The sequence below is a fragment of the Sphingobacterium yanglingense genome (assembly GCF_004363245.1).
Lineage (GTDB): Bacteria > Bacteroidota > Bacteroidia > Sphingobacteriales > Sphingobacteriaceae > Sphingobacterium > Sphingobacterium yanglingense.
On the sequence record NZ_SNYV01000011.1, the window covers coordinates 805,316 to 823,540 of the forward strand.

An 18,225-nucleotide genomic window follows, 5' to 3' on the forward strand; every position below is an offset into this window, starting at 1 on the left:
TTAAAATTGGTTAATAATGGCGAAAACAATCACACAAAACAAACCAGAAGAGTATCTTAAAAATAGGAACAAAACAAAAGAGATATACTTCTTTAAAGATATCGACAATGGCATAGATCAGATATCACGGGAAGTATTTTTGAATCGTGATAAAGAAATTCATTATCCGACTCCATATAAAGGAAAGTCTAAATATATTAACATAGATAAATTCACTTACATAGGATTTGAAAAAAAGCTTCCCGTAGGAATAAATAAGGTTTCAACATTTGGGTATGGCTTTACAAAAACTTTACGCCCTCTAGGTGAATTTTTAGATCAACTTAAGATTAATGAAGTCGTTATTGAAAAAAATGGTAAAGTAGAAATTGATATAAAAAAACATGTGATTTATTTGTCTGACTCTAAACTAAATGAATTAAACAAAGCGTTCACTAGTTTAAATAGCAAACAGAAATCCGAACGGGAGCGTACATCTCAACAATATATGCATGATTATTTTCCTAATGATATTGAAGAGCCTTTAAAAAATTATACATCAGGAGCATTGGCGTCCACATTATTGGATTGGGGGAATTCGATGTCGGAATTTAGTGAAACTGATAAGCAGTCAATAAAAAATCTTTTTGAAAAACTAACTCTCCTGCCTAATTTTTTTTCTGAAACTTCACTTGCTAAAACAAAAGAGATAATAGATAATAAGTTTATAAACGCGGCACTGAAAGATTTTGACAAAATTTTCACAGGAACCTCTGACACATTAGGTCTAGAAAAAAAATGGCAAAAGTTTCTAAAAGATCATAGCTGGATATTTTCCACATTATTTGCTTACCCAGTAATTTTATACCAAGACGAAGCTTACGTAGGAGGAAATACTGTATCGAATAGAGGTGGCAAATACAATGATTTTCTGATAAAGGGTGGCTTGAGTAACAATGTTTCATTCGTCGAAATCAAAACTCATCTAACTAATCTTTTGCAATCATCCCCATATCGAGGAGACAATGTATTTGCTGCAAGCAAAGAATTATCAGGTTGTATAGGTCAGGTACTCAATCAGCGGGACCAATTCCAAAAAAGCTACTTTACGTTAATGCAAGGAAAAAATGACATTCAGACTTTTAACCCGAAAGCCCTAGTGCTTATTGGTAATTATTCTGCATTAAAAGAAGAGCAAAAAGGAGCTTTTGAACTATTTCGAAGTAATAGTAAAGATGTAGATATTTTAACCTTTGACGAACTACGTATCAAAATTGAAAGTCTACAAAAAATTATTACAGGCAACGCGAATAAGCCTACTGTGAAGAAGAAAAACTAGATAATATAAATGAATGTTAATCTCAAAAGCACTTTCATGCAGCAATGTATCTAATGTCGAGTATTAATTGTTTTGTAACAAATAAGTTCCAGAAAAGTAAACCAAATAAACAAGGTATGAAAGAAGCAATAATAAGAATCCGAACGCTCTGTGATGGAAAGCAGATAGGTATAAATATAACTTTTCTAAAAATGGAGCACGGAGAAGATTACCATGAGTTCCCATTTGGAGAATATAATATTGAGTATTTTGAAGACGACCAAATCCACCTAGAAGATGCTGAATATCCAGAATCAATGTTTGAGCAAGTAATCCCTATGGCATCAGTTGTCGCTCCCGCTGATCCAATTCCTATATCCACATATAGAGGTTTGAAAATTAAAAAGGAATTTCGAAAATATAGAAATCAAGAAGAAGAAAAAGGTGGAAAATAACAACACACTGGAAAAATCAATATTTACAGGCGAAAAAGCATACCTAGAAAAAAGCTTTTTAGAAGAACTATCTCTTAAAGTGTGGACTACCAAAGGTGCGCGTTTTCAAGCCGATCAACGACTACGAGCCAAGGCAAGGATGTCCAGTATCAGCATGTCCGTTTTCTCGGCTTATTTAATAATTGCAGGTTTGATATCGGTATATGTCGGTAGTCATGCGAGTATAAATTTTCAGATAATCAATTACTTTGTAACAGCGCTATCTATTATTCTGTTAGTACTCTCACAATATGAGAATGCACAGGACTATAAGCTACGTGCAGAAAAACTACACCAGTGTGGATTGGACATAAGCGAAATCTATAATGAGATAAGGATATTTAAGACGCTCGTCCCCTCTCCGTCTGATGAGACAACGAAAATATTCTGTGAAAATATTGCTCCCAGATACCAAGCAATCCTAAGCAAATATGAAAACCATATGCCCATAGATTACGCCATGTTTAAAACGACACAGCGACACTACTTTAGCAAACTAGAAGCTAGGGATATAAAAAGCACAAAACGCAAGCTATGGTGGATTGTGAATGGATGGTATGCAATGCTACTGATAGGCACTCCCCTAGTTTTTATTGGTTTGAGTTTTGTTAATTTTTATAAATAATGGACATCAGTTTTTAAAAGAGTATGACTTAATACGATTATAGTAACATTTAAAACAGCCAATTATGAATAAAATAACTGTAACTAATCTTGTTGATTTTGGTAGAAAGACACCCAAAGGTAGACAAACGTTAATCAACAACCTTAAGGTGCCAAAAATAAGTAATCCTGATGATGGTGGTGGTGACTACTGGATATCTGCGCTAAGTTGTCTAGCCAGAGCATTTACGGATAACTCTAAAAACTTAATTGGAGACAAGATAGAAGAACTGATTGATAAAATCGAAGATGCGAAAGCTAAAATTTCAAAAGACATGTTCCAGCGAAATATTAACATCTTACAGGAGTTTGAGGACTTTGACTTTAACACATTAAAGCCTCAAGGTAAATTATCGGCTCTCAAGAAACCTAAAGATAAATCCATCGTAGTTATAAAACGCTTACCTCTTTTTGTGAAGCCGCACCACGTATATTCTTTTGAAGAAAACGGAATTAAAAAAATTGGAGCCATTTGGTTTGTTGCCAAGCTAAATGGTTTCAGAACAGACGAGCTGTCTATGGTAACTGATTTACTATATCGATATCTAGATATAAACTATTCAGATGAATTCGAAGTATCCGTAGAATATTGCATTGCAGTAGATGTCAATACACCTAGTTATATCCCCTATTCTCGTATTGAAAATGGCGATATTAAATCTGCGTTGATACCAACTGTAGATGAAATGAAAAAGCTAATGTAATTTGAGATTATGAGAGGAAAAGCTACCAGCATAGCAGAAGTATTGGCGGATTATGAAAATAATGCCATGACAACGGACCATGTTCTTGATTGGGTAAGCCAGTTTAACGAGGATGATCAAGAATTCGTATTGGACGAGCTATTACATATATTTAAACAAACATATCTATCAAAAACTGAATGCAGAAAGTTTATACAATCTTGTTTAGAAAACTGGACAAAGGAATTTAAATATAAAGATGTAGCCTCTTTTATTGCTGAAACAGCATTTTTAGATCTACAACCTGAACACAAAAGCCAAAGAGAACTATTAAATCTGTTAGACGAAATCCTAATTGAGCACCATGATTGCAATCTTACTCAATCCGCTAGACGCATAAAAAGGTATATCTATTTAGACGACGTCCTTTCTACCGGTAGTAAGCTATTCTATGACCTAGATACTTGGTTCAAATCTAGCAACAATTTTAATCCTGCTATTTCTAACTTCCAATCTATTCGAGACACTAAATCCCCAGTCCTAGTAGTTGTGATCTGTGGCCATACTTGGGGTGCAGACAATGCCGAATTTAGACTGATAAAGAGCGTGGGCACGGAAATAAAAAAGATCCTTGCGATAAAAGCTTGGTATTGGATTGAAAATAATATAAGAGGCTATAAACAAAAACTGAATAATATGATCCCCTTGGATCATCAAGATTCTTATGTACACGATTACTGGAATTCACTAACTGCTACTGATAAGGTTGAATATGCCTTTAGATCTCCCCAGAAACCTGTTGAAGAAGAATTATTTTCGTCGGCGGCTTCTAGAAATAGAATAGAAACCTTATTTTTGGTGAAAGGGATAGAAATATTATCACGTGTCGGAGAATTGAAGGTTGGTCAAATCCGTCCCTTGGGCTATACAATCAAATCGCATAAAACATTTGGACTGGGAACGTTGTTCTTTACTTATAGAAATATACCGAACAATTGTCCAATTGTATTTTGGTGGGCCAATAATAAATGGCGACCATTGTTCGTTTTAAAGAATAGAGGAGTTAAGAAAGATGAGAACGGATAAAGAGAATATGAGATTATATAATATTAGTGAAGTCATAACATTTTCTAAAACAAATGAAGGGTTTGGGGAGTTGTCAAACATGTCTTCTTCATTCCCATTATTTATAAATGATATTATTATACCTAGTAGCGAAGCGTTGTACCAAGCGATGCGCTATTCACTATTCCCTAAAGCTCAAAATGAAATCATCAGTCAGGCTAGCCCGATGACGGCTAAGATGATCAGTAAAAAATACAACCATTACTCGAGACAAGACTGGGACCTGATCAAGCTAAAGGTAATGCGGTGGGTGATGGAAATAAAGCTCTCGCAACACTGGAACAAACTGGCTCCTATACTGGAAGAAACTGGAAATAAAGCAATCGTCGAGTTATCCTATAAAGATCAATTCTGGGGAGCTAAGAACATAGGGAATAACCAATTGGAGGGCACAAATGCCCTTGGTAGGCTATGGATGGACCTTCGGGAAAAGCATATATTAACGAACAACAAAATAGAGTGTGTGCCTCCCCTAACTATTGCCGGTTTTAGATTATATGATCATGATATCGGTACGGTATGCAATGAGGATCATTTTCTAAATAATGAAGAGGATAAACTCTATGCGTTAAGTGTATAGATATTACTCTAATAATACTATATCAGGATCTCTATTAATTAAAGACCTAATAGTAAAGTAGAAGGCTTACTAATCTTTAAACACCTCACTTCTATGCCAAGCTAGATTCTCCTGCGATGGGTAATATTGTGCTTGATGGGGTAAAATGATTTGCTTGCCAGCTAATCTGACTAGGCTATAAGGATGATCTTCCAACTCCTCAATATGGCTAGAAACGATAACAAGATAGTCTTCATCTATACTGACCAATCCTCTGTCGAAGGCGCGGTGGAGATTGGGACATAGTGCTATACCGTTGGTAACCTTATCATCATGAGTGGCTGCAAACGGAACGATATGACAAGCATCAATAAAATTATACTTAAAGGTAGAGCGCATGCGCATACCTGTCATGGCACAGGTATCCTGATAGAGCTGCGGAATATACCGTTTGAATAGACCTGATCGTACAAATACGTCCTCCTCGGTCTGAACGGAAACATGCTTATAGCGCATTTCTGGTTCATTGAGTACTAAAGCCTGAACATCGTGGTAATAGCCGTCGTTGATCTCTTTTTGCTGATAATAGTTCGCTTGCCGATCGGGAAAGTATGTAGACAGGATTGTATCCCGAAGTATAACTCGATTGGTTGAAAGCGTAAGTAACTGAAATAACTCCGCATTGAAGCTACCATAGGCTACAGTTTGTGACAAGGTCTGGACGCTCTTGATATGTGCATTAACTTGAAATCCGGGATAAGGATGTAATTCCCAGAAAGATTGCCCATTTGCCTTGTCTGACTGCAAGTAATAAAAAGGTTGGGTAAAATCTGACTGGTGGGACGTATGAACCAGTAACCGCCAATTCTCCTGAAATAGTCCTACCAAATCAACATTAACTTCAAATCGATTGTCTATCGCTAACCCCTTATCGATTAATTCGATCAACGTCAAAAGCAGAATAGGTTTATGCGGTGCCAGACCATAAGGTGTCACTCCTCGTTTCAGTTTTCCAAAAGCTCTTATGTAAATATCCAGCAAATCCATATCGCTCTAAAGATAATAAAGATTTATAATTTTACTTTCCCTATCTTTAAACCACCATGCTACAAGTGACCTGTGCGATAATAGTCCAAGACAATAAGATCCTGATCTGTCAACGATCAGCAGCAATGAAGTTGCCGCTGAAGTGGGAGTTTCCGGGTGGCAAGATAGAACTAGGTGAATCCAAAGAAGATTGTCTACGTAGGGAAATACGAGAAGAATTGGGACTAAAAATTGATATCAGAAAGGCTTTGACGCCTATAGAACACCACTACCCTGCCTTTTCGCTCTGCCTGTATCCTTTTGTCTGTATACTAGAGTCGGGTAAGGTACTACCTACGGAGCATGCACAAGCAATATGGGTAGATACTACGGAACTGCTAAGCTACGACTGGGCTGAAGCCGATGTGCCTATTGTAAATGAATACCTGAATCTATGACTTACGGAATATACGAATCACTAATTACGGAATCGCTAGCTACGAAACTGAAACAGCTCCCGGATCAAGAATTTTACATCAATAAAACGGCTATTGACAAGGAGGAAGCTGTGCGTGTGCTAGCCATGCATCTGCAAGAGGTGATAGCTCGTGCTTTCCAAAACATCAAATCGAATAAGGATCTACTGCTAGAAAGACAGATTGAGATCTCTAACAGACTGATCGAGTATCTACACTCGGAGATAAATCAATATGATTTTAAAGATGACCTGATTGATTCGGAAGGCTTAATACTAAAAGCGGTGTTTAGCAAAATAGACTCGCACTATTCGGACCTAGACCTTCGACTGAAAGAAATCACGCCTGCCTCGCGGCTCACCCAATCGGAGCTATTTACAGGAGGTAATGTAGGACTGTCGCTGGACAGCGAGTTGAAAAAGGAAATTGGCTCGGCAGATCGTATTGATCTTCTAGTTTCTTTTATCAAATGGAAGGCTATTGTGTTGCTACGCGAGGCTTTTAAAGAATTTACCGAACGTGGTGGTCAGCTACGCATCATTACTACCACTTATATGGGGGCTACGGACGCCAAAGCTATCCAAGAACTATCGGCTCTACCGAATACACAGATCAAGGTATCGTATAACACAGGCAATGAACGGCTTCATGCTAAGGCCTATTTGTTTTATAGAAATACGGGATTCCATACGGGATATATTGGCTCTTCTAACTTCTCCCGATCGGCGTTGACCGATGGTCTAGAATGGAATGTCAAGGTGACGACAAAGGAAATACCCCATATCATTGATAAATTCCGCAAGACATTTGAAACCTACTGGCAGAATCCTGAATTTGAACGGTACGACGATAGCAAGCATTTTGTAGAGCTAGCTGCTGCTCTGAACAGGAATAAATTAGGTAAAACGGATCGGGATGTATTAACATTTTTTGATGTAAAACCATATCACTACCAAAGTGAGATATTGGAAAAACTGCAGGTAGAACGTATAGTACATGGACACTACCGCAATCTGCTAGTAGCCGCTACGGGTACTGGAAAAACGATGATCTCGGCATTTGATTTTAAAAATAGATTGAAGCTAAATCCACAAAGCCGATTGCTCTTTGTCGCGCATCGCATTGAGATATTGAAGCAAGCTCGGGCTACATTTCGTAATATACTACGGGACCAAAACTATGGTGAATTGCTTGGTGATGGCTACGAACCGACTGATAACAGACAGGTCTTTGCTACGATACAAACATTAGCTAATCGGATTAAAGAGGGCAAATTTTCGCCAGACTACTACGACTACGTGGCATTGGACGAGGTGCATCACGCTGCCGCGGATAGCTATCAACAGGTGATCCAATATTTGAGGCCTGAGATATTGCTCGGGCTAACTGCTACACCCGAACGTGCTGACGGGAAGAGCATCTTAAGAGATTTTGATCAGCGTATCGCTGCTGAAATCCGATTACCCGATGCATTAAACAATAAATTGCTGTGTCCATTTCAGTATTTTGCTATCTCGGATGCTATCGATCTCGATAAGGTAAAATGGGTGCGTGGTAAATATGATGTGGAGGAATTGACTCGTATCTACACGAATTCGGATCAACGGGTTAGAGATATTATCCAAAACTTGAATAGATACTGTAAAGATATTAATGATGTACTGGCGCTAGGATTTTGTATCAGTAAGGATCATGCCAAATATATGGCGCTTAAGTTTGAGTCTACTGGTTTGCGTGCCGCAGTGTTAACTTCGGATAATGCGCATGAAAGGGACACGATATTGGCTAAATTCAAAAGCCGAGAATTCAACTACCTATTTGTGGTGGATATGTTTAACGAAGGTGTGGATATCCCAGAAGTAGATACGGTTCTGTTCTTGCGCCCTACAGAGAGTTTGACAATATTTTTGCAACAACTGGGAAGAGGGCTACGTCTGCATGATAATAAAGATTCTTTGACGGTATTGGATTTTGTGGGTAATGCTAATCCGAACTATGACTTTGAATCAAAATTTAGGGCATTGATCGGTAAAACGAATACTACGGTACAAAAGGAGATTGAAAGTGATTTTGTACACCTTCCGCTCGGCTGTTCGATCATATTAGAGAAGAAAGCTAAGGAGATAATACTGAATAACATTCGTAAAGCGACTTCTCTAAACAAACGTGATCTGATGAAGCGCCTACAAAACTACGTGAATCAAACGGAGCTACCACTGACGCTGGCTAATTTTATCAAGATTAATAATATTCCTTATCAACGCATATACTTACGTGATACCTGGTCAGGCATACGAGCGGAAGCTGGGCTACTAAAAGACCTAGACAGAACGAACGAGAAGTATTACAAAACGATGTTGTCAAAAAAATGGGTAGCTACTAATTCGCTTTCCTACTTTAGATATATACTTGAATTGGCAGACCGAGGGTTTATAGTAGAAGAGAATGATCTCTCTAAATTGGATACGCTATACCTTACCATGCTGCATTATGACTTTTGGCAAGATGCGACCTCCAACATCTCTCTAAAAGAGTCCATCGAAACTATAGGCCTCAATAAGGATTATGTTGCGGAGATCAAAGAATATCTTCAGTTACGGATTGACGCCATTGATTTTGAAGAATCGGAATGTCTCAACTTGGAGTATAAACAACCTCTACAGCTCCATGCTCGCTATACACGTGATCAGATACTGGCTGCTTTTGGATTGAGTACTTTAGATAAAAAAAGCTCAAACCGAGAAGGTACTGCTGAGAATAAGCTCATCAATACAGAACTGCTATTTATCAATCTACAGAAATCCGAAGAGGACTTCTCCCCTACAACGATGTATGATGACTATGCTATCGATGAGACGTTATTCCATTGGCAATCGCAAAGTCAGACGACCGATACTTCGCCAGTAGGAATGTCATACATCAAACAGTCGGAATTGAATAAGAAGATCTTGCTATTTGTCCGTGAAAGCAAGAACGACATGTATGGCAATACCGCTGGATATGTCTTTGTTGGCTTAGGCAATTTTGTTAATTACGAAGGCTCGAAACCGATGTCTATCACATGGAAATTGGAAGAACCTATACCGGAATACCTGTGGACTGCTTCAGCCAAGATGTCTGTGGGGTAGTATTTTAGATGATATTTAATATGAAAATAGAATACACAAAGGGTGATGCTACCTCCCCTACATTAGCTGGCAATAAAATAATCGTACATATCTGCAATGATATAGGTGCCTGGGGAAAAGGGTTCGTCATGGCTATCTCTAAAAAGTGGAAGGAACCGGCCAAACAATATAAAGCTTGGTACAAATCGCAAGATGGATTTGCCCTTGGCGAGGTACAGTTCGTACAAGTCGAAGATGATACATGGATAGCAAACATGATCGGGCAGCATAAAATATATAAGGATTAAATGGGCAATCCACCTATCCGCTATGAAGCGGTAAGATCTGCCTTAGAAAAAGTGGCTGGTCATGCTCTACAGCACGATGCTTCAATACATATGCCCCGTATAGGCTGTGGCTTGGCTGGCGGCACCTGGGATAAGATAGAGCCGCTGCTACTGGAATGTTTGTCCGGTAAGAATGTGCAGGTGACAGTGTATGATTTTTAGTATCTTAGGTAAGAATAAGGATATAAGAATATGGATAGACCTAGGATTTCAATCTTCTCAATTTTTATTTTACTGCTACTACTAGTGGAATTTGTTATTCCATTTCGAGATCTGGTAATACCAGCATGGAATACCTTGATAATCCCAGCAGGGGTTGTAAAATCAATAATAGCCCTTATTCTCCTCCTGCTGATAGGGATATATCTTTATGTGCAGATCAAGAAGATTCCGAAAAGGTAGATAGCGTAATAATAATAAGTGAATGTAACCTTTATGACGACTTAGTGTTATAGGCGATCTAGATACTTACTTAGATAACTAGTGGACATGAGCCTTCGATTTCATCTGTACTAACACTGGATCCAAGAGTTTCTTTGTCTTTGTATGACCATACGCTCGAACTGCATACTTTAATTTATTAGAATCCATCGATTTAGCTTTGACAATGACATTTTTTAGAACCATCTCCCGATCTTCTGCAAGACTATCTAGATGATTGACTAAATCAACCAAGAGAAATTCGGGAGTAGCCTTTTTAGGGAAATACGGTGTTTTGCAAAAAAAGAATTTCTTCCCATTTAAATCGACTTCACCATGCCGTTTGTGGTTGTAAACTACACGTTTGTTATATAGCTGAGTGGTACCTACACGTAATGCATTATAACTATTTGGCGACGTTAATAGAAAACGATCGTCTTTTAGAAAACTACGTACCAATACCTCATCTTCGGGAGGTATTACGCCAAATACGGATTGCTTGGGATAGTAATACATACCTTGCGCTATCTTGTCAAGTACTCCTTCTGTAACCAATTGCGCCAAATGTCGATCTACCGCATTAGAATATGGAGTCAAGTCTTCTCTACGATATACTTGACCAGGCTTCAATTGCTGCTTTAATTCTTCTGCTCTACTCATAGCAGGCCCTCCTTTATTAATTGCTTTTATACAAAGATAAGGAATAAGAAGCCCATCTGCAAGAATATCAATTTAAATTTCATGCACATTAACAACATAAAAAGTTAAGATACAGAATGATTAATCACACAAACACATCTACATTACCTAATATATTTTGTCAAAAGCCTCTTCATACAAATCTATCTCTTTGACTACCTCAACTCCTAAACGCTTTTCAATCATGAGGTCCACTATAGCTTCTCCATCAAATAGCGCTAGAGGGAAAGAATAAGTATATAAGAATATGGATAGACCTAGGATTTCAATCTTCTTGGTTTTGATATCACTGATACTGATAATGGACTGTCTGTCTACTGCTGCAACAGCGATAGAAGTCTATTCAATTTGCCTTCTAGCTGGGCCTTTGAATATTTCACAAATACGGTGTTGCGGCTAGTTCGCAGTGCTTTCGCAGTCTCATTAATAATGTGGTGTATTAATGCTTTATCGCTTTTATTCTCCAGCAGGTATTCTATCGTCTGGATCTGTATCAGAATATTGGATTCGGCATCGTCGGGGAGCTGTTCAGCACCGAATTCGAGCCGGTATAATTCCCTTTCTAGATCTCGCTTGTGCTTCCTAAACTTTGCAGCTTTCCCCAATCTAGCAAATACCTGAAAAGCTTCTTCTATTAAACTGATTATTATAGTTTTATCACCTTTGTTATCGATCTGCTCTTTTATAACATCGATTTGCATCTGGAGGTTTGCCGCAGCGACTTCGAGTCGGTCTCTCCACTCTTGGCGCACAGCAGCAGCTTGTTCCTTCCGCTTCTTTTTTTCCTCCTGAGCTTCTCTAAAAGCTTGTATAACCATCTCTGTCTTGCTGGGAAGATCCCTTACCTCACTGCTACTTGTAACATGCCAGCCATCGCATGCTATACATTGATAGGATCGCACAGGTGCGTAGCCAGTGGCCTTGCGAATCTCTTCATTATTGTATCTAATGAAGTCCTCCGCTTTCTTCTCTGACTCAAAAAGGATTTTGTGACGTTGTGCCTCTGGGCAATAATATCGACTCTTGGATGGTTTCATAGCTCATAATCTAAGGGAAAATTAAAAACCTGCTAATTGTCTTATCTAAGATAGCTTTTAAAATATTAAATACATAAAAATGAAGCAGATATAATCATAAACCAATAAAGTCGATCATACAGAAGTGGATAAAGAAGATTAGTAACCTTTATGTTATTATGACAATCTGATATTCTATCGGCATGAGTCTTGCCGTTATATCAGTATTCATAATTTAGGTTAATAATTGGTTAGTTAAGAAATCCCTGAAGCTCCCCGCTTCAGGGATTTTTATTGTGAAAGCTTTGTATTTGCTTAACTTGTTAGTAATTGGTAACTTGTAAAAACCAATTAGTAACTTATGAAAAAACTATTCCCTACTGTTAAAGAGTTTCTTCCCACTTACTTAACAGGCAACACCCTCCGATAATCCGGCAGCTTCAACAACTCCTCTACCCCAGACCGCTGCAGGTCGACACCCACCAATAGATCTATAGACACATGAAAGTATCGTGAGATACGCTGTAATAGCTCTATAGGTGGCTCGGAAGCCCCCTCCTCGTACTTGGCATACCTCGACCGGGTGATGATGAGCTCATCGGCCACCCGCTGCTGGGACAAGCCCCGTCGCCCACGCAGAAAACGCATATTATCAGCTAGTAATGACATACCCTTTTATATTGCTACAAATATTAGCAACAAATATACAACTCTTGGCTATAGTTTACACTAATTTTGTTAGCAAAATTAAATAATTGGTGATGGAGAGGCATATCGTACATTGTGACCTGGATACATTCTTTGTATCAGTAGAGCGGTTGGTAAATTCGGATCTGGTGGGCAAGCCTGTACTGATCGGTGGTAATGGTGACCGTGGCGTCGTGGCTTCCTGCTCGTACGAAGCGCGCAAGTATGGCGTACACTCCGCTATGCCGATGAAACTGGCGCTACGCATGTGCCCCGAGGCGGTAGTCGTACGGGGTGACCATGACCTGTACTCCAAGTATTCGGGCACGGTGACCGAGATCATCGAGGAGGTGACGCCTATCGTGGAGAAGGCATCTATCGATGAGCACTACCTCGATATCACGGGAATGGACAAGTTCTTCGGTTGCTGGAAATGGACGCAGGAGCTGCGCGGAAAGATCATCAAGGAGACGGGCCTGCCTATTTCTTTTGGCCTATCGGTCAATAAAACGGTATCGAAGATAGCGACGGGCGAAGCAAAGCCCTGTGGCGAAAAGCAGGTAGTTGGCGGTACGGAAAAGCGGTTCCTGGCACCGCTCTCTATCCGTAAGATCCCGATGGTAGGCGAAAAGTCATACCTGACGCTGCGCAATATGGGGATTTCGCATATCGAAACCTTGCAGCAGATGGAGGTATTTACCATGCGTAGGGTACTGGGCGAGAATGGGGTGTCGATATGGACCAAGGCAAACGGGGTAGACAACAGTGCAGTGGTACCCTTTCGGGAGCAGAAGAGCATGAGCAAGGAGAATACGTTTCTGGCGGATACGATCGATATGGATATCCTGCGCAAGACACTGGTGGCTATGGTGGACGAGCTGGCCTACGATCTGCGCAGCCAGCAGAAGCTGACGGGCTGTATCACGCTGAAGATACGCTACTCGAACTTTGACACGCATACGCAGCAGCTCGCGATACCCTATACCAACTCGGATCGGGTGATAACGGACCGTGTGCTGGAACTATTCAAAAAACTATATAGCCGTAGGATGCTGATACGCCTGATCGGTGTCAAATTCAGCAAGCTGATCCATGGCTCGTATCAGGTGGATCTATTCAACGATACACTGGAGGAGATACGCCTTATGCAGGCTGTAGATCGGATAAGGAACCGTTACGGCGTGGATCTGATAAAGAAGGGGATCTGTCTATTGGATAAAAAAGGAGGTGCGGATGATGCTCAACGTGCATAGTTATTTCAGCCTGCGCTATGGTACGCTGAGCCTAGAGGATCTGGTGGAAGGCCTCTTGGCTGCAAGGCATGATACGGTGGTGCTGACGGATATCAACAATTCGTCGGGCTCGCTGGATTTCCTGCGGCTAGGCATGAAGGTGGGACTGAACGTACTGGGTGGTATGGAGTTCAGAAACGGTGATCGCCTGCTGTATATCGGTATAGCACGCAATAACGAGGGCTTTCGGCAGTTGAATGAACTGATGACTGCGTCTAATAAGGAGACTACTGCCCTGCCTGAGGTGGCGCCTTATCTCGATCAGGTGTATTTTATCTATCCCTACGGCAGTAGGTCGGTGAAGGAGCTACGGGAGAATGAATATATCGGTATCCGGCCGACGGAGCGTAACCTGATACGCCTGGAAGCTGCGGCCAACTGGGAGCGCTATGTGATCCTGGCGCCGGTCTCGTTTATCCCTGAGGATTATAAACTGCACTGCCAGCTGCGGGCTATCGATCATAATATCCTTTTCTCGCAACTGGACAAACAGATGGTGGCGGATAAGGAGGAGGTGCTGCTACCTAAGGTAAAGCTGCTGGAGCTGTACCGTGACTTCCCGATGCTGATACGCAATACGAACCGCCTGCTGGCTTCCTGTTCGTTTGATCTGGATTTTAAGAAGATGAAGAATAAGGCTTCCTTTACTGGTAATCCCGTAAACGATAAGCAGCTGTTGCACAAGTATACGCTGGACGGATTTAGGCACCGCTATGGCCGTACGGACAAGGTGGCTATGGAGCGTATCAAAAGGGAACTGGAGATTATCGAGAACCTTAACTTTTCGAGCTATTTCCTGATTACGGATGATATATGCCGCTATGCGCGGGGCAGGGATTTTCACTATGTGGGGCGTGGCTCGGGGGCCAACTCGGCGGTGGCTTATTGTCTGGGGATCACGGATGTGGATCCTATCGAGCTGAAGCTTCCCTTTGAGCGCTTTCTGAATCCGAAGCGGCAGTCGCCCCCGGATTTTGACATTGACTTTAGCTGGAACGAGCGCGACGATATCTATGACTATATCTTCAACCGCTACGAGACGGGACATACCGCCCTGATGGGTGCTATGAGTACCTTCCGCTCGCGGAGTATCCTACGGGAGCTGGGTAAGGTGTATGGCCTGCCCAAGGCGGAGATAGACCGCCTGGTGCACGAACCGGAGCATATGCTGAATAAGAATGAGGTGACCAATACGATCCTATCGGTATATAACCGCATGGCGGACTTTCCGAACCAGCGCACGATCCACCCGAGTGGGGTGCTGATATCGGAGCTACCCCTCACCTATTATTCGGCCCTGGACTATCCACCCAAAGGATTACCGACGATGCAGTTTGATATGTATGTGTCGGAGGATATCGGCTTCGAGAAGTTTGATATCCTCTCGCAGCGCGGCATCGGGCATATCAAGGATTGCCGGGAGATCGTAAAGCAGAACCGGGGCGTCTCGATCGATACCTCGAACCCGAAACGCTTCTTTGAAGATCCCAAAATCGCAGATCAGCTGCGCTCGGCAAATACGATAGGCTGCTTTTATATTGAATCGCCTGCTATGCGGCAGCTGATCACGAAGCTACGCTGTGATGACTACCTGACGCTGGTGGCGGCATCGTCGATCATACGTCCGGGAGTGGCTTCGTCGGGCATGATGGCGGAGTTTATAAAGCGCCACCATAACCCGGAGACGGTGGTATACCCGCACCCGGTATTCAAGGAGCAGCTGGAAGAAACCTACGGGGTGATGGTCTATCAGGAGGATGTAATGAAGATAGGCCATGCTTATGGTGGGCTAGATATGTCGGATGCGGATGTGCTGCGCAGGATGATGTCGGGCAAGTACCGTAACAAGGAGCATCTGGTAGAGATAGAAGATAAATTTTTCGACCACTGCGGGGCGCAGGGCTATCCCGAGGCGGCCAGCAGGGAGATATGGCGGCAGATGGAGAGTTTTGCGGGTTACTCGTTCAACAAGGCGCACTCGGCCTCCTATGCGGTGGAGAGCTACCAGAGTCTGTTCCTGAAGACGTACTATCCGAAGGAGTTTATGGTGGCGGTGCTGAACAACTATGGCGGGTTCTACAACCGAAAGGTGTATGTGAATGAGGCGAAGCGGGCGGGCGCTGCGATCAATCTGCCTTGTGTGAACAAGTCGACATTCGTGGCGACGATCTATGGGGACGATATCTTCCTGGGGTTTGACTGTCTACAGAACCTGAACGACAAACTGGCCCTGCGTATCCCGTCGGAGCGCATGGCTAATGGTGACTACACGAGCCTGGAAAACTTTGTACTGCGCACGGGGGCCCGGTTGGAACAGCTGATCATCCTGATACGGACGGGGGCTTTCCGCTTTATGGGGCTGGGTAAGAAGGAGCTTCTCTGGAAGGCGCACCTGTTGCTATCGAAGGATAAGCGGGCAGAAACTGTTCCGCTGCTGTTTGAAACGACGAGTCGCAAGCCGGTACTGCCGAAGCTGTCGAGCTCGGTACTGGAGGATTATTACGATGAAATAGAGCTAATCGGCTTTGGGGTGTCGGGATCGCTATTCGATCTGGCGCGGAGTGACTATAGAGGGGATGTGAAGGCTGCCCAGCTGATGGCGCACGAAGGGAAGACGATACGTATGGTGGGGGATTTTGTGGCGGAGAAGTATGTGCGCACGAAGAACGATAAGCTGATGAAGTTTGGGACTTTTCTGGATATGGATGGGGACTTCTTTGATACGGTGCACTTCCCTCCTTCGCTGGCCAAGTCGCCCCTGCGGGGCAATGGCCTGTACCTGATCGAGGGCAAGGTGGTGGTCGAATTTGGATGCCCGGCCATCGATGTAAGCCGATGTGGCAAGATGGCGCTCAAGGCTGATCCAAGGAGTATTTAGAACGGAATGAAATTGGAATACGCAATTGTAGATATTGAAACGACGGGCGGTAATGCCCGTGGGAGCCGTATGACGGAGATCGCTATCCGTATACACAATGGCAAGGAGGTGATTGACTCTTTCGAGTCGCTGATCAATCCGGAGAAGGATATTCCGCTGGCGATATTTGCGCTGACGGGAATCGACAACGAGATGGTGCGGTATGCGCCTGTATTTGGTGACATCGCCAAGCGTGTGTATGACATGTTGGAAGGTCGGATATTTGTGGCGCACAACGTGAACTTTGACTATTCGTTTGTGAAGCATCAGTTGGCGGAATGTGGCCTGAAATGGACCGCGAAAAAACTGTGTACGGTGCGGATGGCACGTAAGATAAAGCCTGGCCATCGGTCCTACAGTCTCGGCTATCTGTGCGACGATCTGGAAATACCGATAACCAACAGGCACCGTGCAGGTGGCGACTGTGATGCGACGGCAATTCTCTTCAAGCGTTTACTGGAATGGGACGAGGATGGGGTAATCGCTGAGATGGTGAAAAAGTCTTCTAAAGATCAACGCCTGCCTCCTAACCTTCCGGCGGATCAATTTGAGGCTTTGCCGGAACGCACGGGTGTTTATTATTTTCACGACAAGAAGGGTAAAGTGATCTATGTGGGCAAGGCGCTGAATATCAAGAAGCGGGTGGGACAACATTTTTCGGGACATAATATCAATCCGCAACGACAGAACTTCCTACGGGAAATACATGCGGTGTCTGCGGAGATATGCTCGACGGAACTAATGGCGCTCCTGCTGGAATGTGCGGAGATAAAGAGGCTATGGCCCGTGCACAACCGTGCGCTGAAGAAATATGAGCCTAAGTTTGGTGTGTTTGTGTATGAGGATATGGCGGGCTATAAGCGTCTGGCTGTAGGGAAGATCTCGAAAATGCACACCTGCTGTATGATGGTAAATAGAGAATATGATGCCGTGAAGTTGCTGTCGGGATTGGTGGATCGGTACGGCATAGATACGCGCTTGTGTTCGTTTACTAATACGAAGCTGTCACGCCAGGATATCGCACAGACGGCTATCGCTACTCACCTGCCTCCTGTAGCTGAACATAACGATACAGTGGAGTCGGCTCTCGAGGAACTGCAAGGTTGTCGCCCTACCTTCGCTCTCTTTGATAAGGGGCGCGACGGCAACGAGAAAAGCTGTGTGTTTATTGAAAAGGGTAATTTCTACGGTATGGGGTACATCGATAATGGATCTCAGCTCAGCGATATCCATGATGTACGCGACAACCTGACCCGCTATGCCGGTAACCACTATATGGCGCAGCTGATCATCAACTATGCAGAGAAGTACCCTAGGAAGGTGATGAAATTGGGATAGACGCTCTGTCTACAAATCTTATGCGCGGATGGACTTTCGTTGCGGATTTCGGTACAGAAACTAGTTCTTTATATTGTAT

The 18,225-nt window shown here is 42.5% G+C and carries 17 protein-coding genes; 13 read left to right on the top strand and 4 right to left on the bottom strand.

Annotated features, from left to right (window positions below; all coding sequences use genetic code 11):
- The first annotated feature begins 16 nt into the window (after positions 1-16).
- The 6 genes from CLV99_RS05765 to CLV99_RS05790 all read left to right on the top strand — a co-directional run bounded on the left by CLV99_RS05765 (position 17) and on the right by CLV99_RS05790 (position 4,842).
- Positions 17-1,318, top strand: a complete 1,302-nt coding sequence (locus CLV99_RS05765; protein WP_133583524.1) for a Shedu immune nuclease family protein — start codon at positions 17-19, stop codon at positions 1,316-1,318.
- Positions 1,319-1,434: 116 nt separating this feature from the next.
- Positions 1,435-1,752 (top strand): hypothetical protein, encoded by a 318-nt coding sequence (locus tag CLV99_RS05770; RefSeq protein ID WP_133583525.1) that lies wholly within the window; start codon positions 1,435-1,437, stop codon positions 1,750-1,752.
- Positions 1,742-2,416, top strand: coding sequence for an SLATT domain-containing protein (locus CLV99_RS05775; protein WP_162850034.1), 675 nt, complete (start codon positions 1,742-1,744; stop codon positions 2,414-2,416). Before CLV99_RS05770 ends, CLV99_RS05775 begins: the two co-directional genes overlap by 11 nt.
- 64 nt (positions 2,417-2,480) lie before the next feature.
- On the top strand, positions 2,481-3,158 hold the full coding sequence (locus tag CLV99_RS05780; RefSeq protein ID WP_133583527.1) for a hypothetical protein: 678 nt from the start codon (positions 2,481-2,483) through the stop codon (positions 3,156-3,158).
- A 9-nt stretch (positions 3,159-3,167) separates the two neighbouring features.
- Positions 3,168-4,223: a phosphoribosyltransferase-like protein gene (locus tag CLV99_RS05785; protein WP_133583528.1), complete on the top strand. Its 1,056-nt coding sequence runs from the start codon at positions 3,168-3,170 to the stop codon at positions 4,221-4,223.
- Positions 4,224-4,230: 7 nt separating this feature from the next.
- On the top strand, positions 4,231-4,842 hold the full coding sequence (locus tag CLV99_RS05790; RefSeq protein ID WP_162850035.1) for an NADAR family protein: 612 nt from the start codon (positions 4,231-4,233) through the stop codon (positions 4,840-4,842).
- Positions 4,843-4,911: 69 nt separating this feature from the next.
- Here CLV99_RS05790 and CLV99_RS05795 read toward each other — a convergent pair whose 3' ends face one another.
- The gene (locus CLV99_RS05795) at positions 4,912-5,868 is read right to left on the bottom strand and encodes an HNH endonuclease (RefSeq protein WP_133583530.1); all 957 of its coding nucleotides are present in this window, start codon (positions 5,866-5,868) and stop codon (positions 4,912-4,914) included.
- Between the two features lie 56 nt (positions 5,869-5,924).
- Here CLV99_RS05795 and CLV99_RS05800 point away from each other — a divergent pair, with 56 nt between their 5' ends.
- The 4 genes from CLV99_RS05800 to CLV99_RS23300 are packed head-to-tail and all read left to right on the top strand — an operon-like array spanning position 5,925 to position 9,939.
- Positions 5,925-6,305 (top strand): (deoxy)nucleoside triphosphate pyrophosphohydrolase, encoded by a 381-nt coding sequence (locus tag CLV99_RS05800; RefSeq protein ID WP_133583531.1) that lies wholly within the window; start codon positions 5,925-5,927, stop codon positions 6,303-6,305.
- On the top strand, positions 6,302-9,451 hold the full coding sequence (locus tag CLV99_RS05805; protein ID WP_133583532.1) for a DUF3427 domain-containing protein: 3,150 nt from the start codon (positions 6,302-6,304) through the stop codon (positions 9,449-9,451). The genes CLV99_RS05800 and CLV99_RS05805 overlap by 4 nt, the downstream gene beginning before the upstream one ends.
- Before the next feature lie 20 nt (positions 9,452-9,471).
- Positions 9,472-9,738, top strand: a complete 267-nt coding sequence (locus CLV99_RS23295) for a macro domain-containing protein (protein WP_211348423.1) — start codon at positions 9,472-9,474, stop codon at positions 9,736-9,738.
- A complete protein-coding gene (locus CLV99_RS23300) occupies positions 9,739-9,939 on the top strand; it encodes a macro domain-containing protein (protein ID WP_211348424.1) in 201 nt (66 codons plus the stop codon).
- Between the two features lie 318 nt (positions 9,940-10,257).
- Here the strand turns inward: CLV99_RS23300 and CLV99_RS05815 are convergent, their stop codons facing one another.
- The 3 genes from CLV99_RS05815 to CLV99_RS05825 form a co-directional block, all read right to left on the bottom strand.
- A complete protein-coding gene (locus tag CLV99_RS05815; protein ID WP_133583533.1) occupies positions 10,258-10,857 on the bottom strand; it encodes a DUF6088 family protein in 600 nt (199 codons plus the stop codon).
- Between the two features lie 353 nt (positions 10,858-11,210).
- The gene (locus tag CLV99_RS05820; RefSeq protein ID WP_133583534.1) at positions 11,211-11,933 is read right to left on the bottom strand and encodes a hypothetical protein; all 723 of its coding nucleotides are present in this window, start codon (positions 11,931-11,933) and stop codon (positions 11,211-11,213) included.
- Positions 11,934-12,314: 381 nt separating this feature from the next.
- On the bottom strand, positions 12,315-12,581 hold the full coding sequence (locus CLV99_RS05825) for a helix-turn-helix domain-containing protein (protein ID WP_133583535.1): 267 nt from the start codon (positions 12,579-12,581) through the stop codon (positions 12,315-12,317).
- A gap of 92 nt (positions 12,582-12,673) precedes the next feature.
- Here CLV99_RS05825 and dinB point away from each other — a divergent pair, with 92 nt between their 5' ends.
- Genes dinB through CLV99_RS05840 form a run of 3 tightly spaced genes read left to right on the top strand, consistent with a single transcriptional unit; the run spans position 12,674 to position 18,146 of the window.
- The gene (gene dinB / locus CLV99_RS05830; RefSeq protein WP_133583536.1) at positions 12,674-13,852 is read left to right on the top strand and encodes a DNA polymerase IV; all 1,179 of its coding nucleotides are present in this window, start codon (positions 12,674-12,676) and stop codon (positions 13,850-13,852) included.
- Positions 13,833-16,769: a DNA polymerase III subunit alpha gene (locus CLV99_RS05835; protein WP_211348425.1), complete on the top strand. Its 2,937-nt coding sequence runs from the start codon at positions 13,833-13,835 to the stop codon at positions 16,767-16,769. Before dinB ends, CLV99_RS05835 begins: the two co-directional genes overlap by 20 nt.
- 6 nt (positions 16,770-16,775) lie before the next feature.
- Positions 16,776-18,146 (top strand): exonuclease domain-containing protein, encoded by a 1,371-nt coding sequence (locus CLV99_RS05840; protein WP_133583537.1) that lies wholly within the window; start codon positions 16,776-16,778, stop codon positions 18,144-18,146.
- Positions 18,147-18,225 lie beyond the last annotated feature (79 nt).

What these genes read in the sequence shown, in the direction of transcription:
- CLV99_RS05780 (WP_133583527.1), top strand. Translation starts at nt 2,481, where the DNA reads ATGAATAAAATAACTGTAACTAATCTTGTTGATTTTGGTAGAAAGACA.
- CLV99_RS05840 (WP_133583537.1), top strand. Translation starts at nt 16,776, where the DNA reads ATGAAATTGGAATACGCAATTGTAGATATTGAAACGACGGGCGGTAAT.
- CLV99_RS05805 (WP_133583532.1), top strand. Translation starts at nt 6,302, where the DNA reads ATGACTTACGGAATATACGAATCACTAATTACGGAATCGCTAGCTACG.
- CLV99_RS05800 (WP_133583531.1), top strand. Translation starts at nt 5,925, where the DNA reads ATGCTACAAGTGACCTGTGCGATAATAGTCCAAGACAATAAGATCCTG.
- CLV99_RS05825 (WP_133583535.1), bottom strand. Translation starts at nt 12,581, where the DNA reads ATGTCATTACTAGCTGATAATATGCGTTTTCTGCGTGGGCGACGGGGC.
- CLV99_RS05795 (WP_133583530.1), bottom strand. Translation starts at nt 5,868, where the DNA reads ATGGATTTGCTGGATATTTACATAAGAGCTTTTGGAAAACTGAAACGA.
- CLV99_RS05785 (WP_133583528.1), top strand. Translation starts at nt 3,168, where the DNA reads ATGAGAGGAAAAGCTACCAGCATAGCAGAAGTATTGGCGGATTATGAA.
- CLV99_RS23295 (WP_211348423.1), top strand. Translation starts at nt 9,472, where the DNA reads ATGAAAATAGAATACACAAAGGGTGATGCTACCTCCCCTACATTAGCT.
- CLV99_RS05815 (WP_133583533.1), bottom strand. Translation starts at nt 10,857, where the DNA reads ATGAGTAGAGCAGAAGAATTAAAGCAGCAATTGAAGCCTGGTCAAGTA.
- CLV99_RS05770 (WP_133583525.1), top strand. Translation starts at nt 1,435, where the DNA reads ATGAAAGAAGCAATAATAAGAATCCGAACGCTCTGTGATGGAAAGCAG.
- dinB (WP_133583536.1), top strand. Translation starts at nt 12,674, where the DNA reads ATGGAGAGGCATATCGTACATTGTGACCTGGATACATTCTTTGTATCA.
- CLV99_RS05765 (WP_133583524.1), top strand. Translation starts at nt 17, where the DNA reads ATGGCGAAAACAATCACACAAAACAAACCAGAAGAGTATCTTAAAAAT.
- CLV99_RS23300 (WP_211348424.1), top strand. Translation starts at nt 9,739, where the DNA reads ATGGGCAATCCACCTATCCGCTATGAAGCGGTAAGATCTGCCTTAGAA.
- CLV99_RS05820 (WP_133583534.1), bottom strand. Translation starts at nt 11,933, where the DNA reads ATGAAACCATCCAAGAGTCGATATTATTGCCCAGAGGCACAACGTCAC.
- CLV99_RS05790 (WP_162850035.1), top strand. Translation starts at nt 4,231, where the DNA reads ATGAGATTATATAATATTAGTGAAGTCATAACATTTTCTAAAACAAAT.
- CLV99_RS05835 (WP_211348425.1), top strand. Translation starts at nt 13,833, where the DNA reads ATGATGCTCAACGTGCATAGTTATTTCAGCCTGCGCTATGGTACGCTG.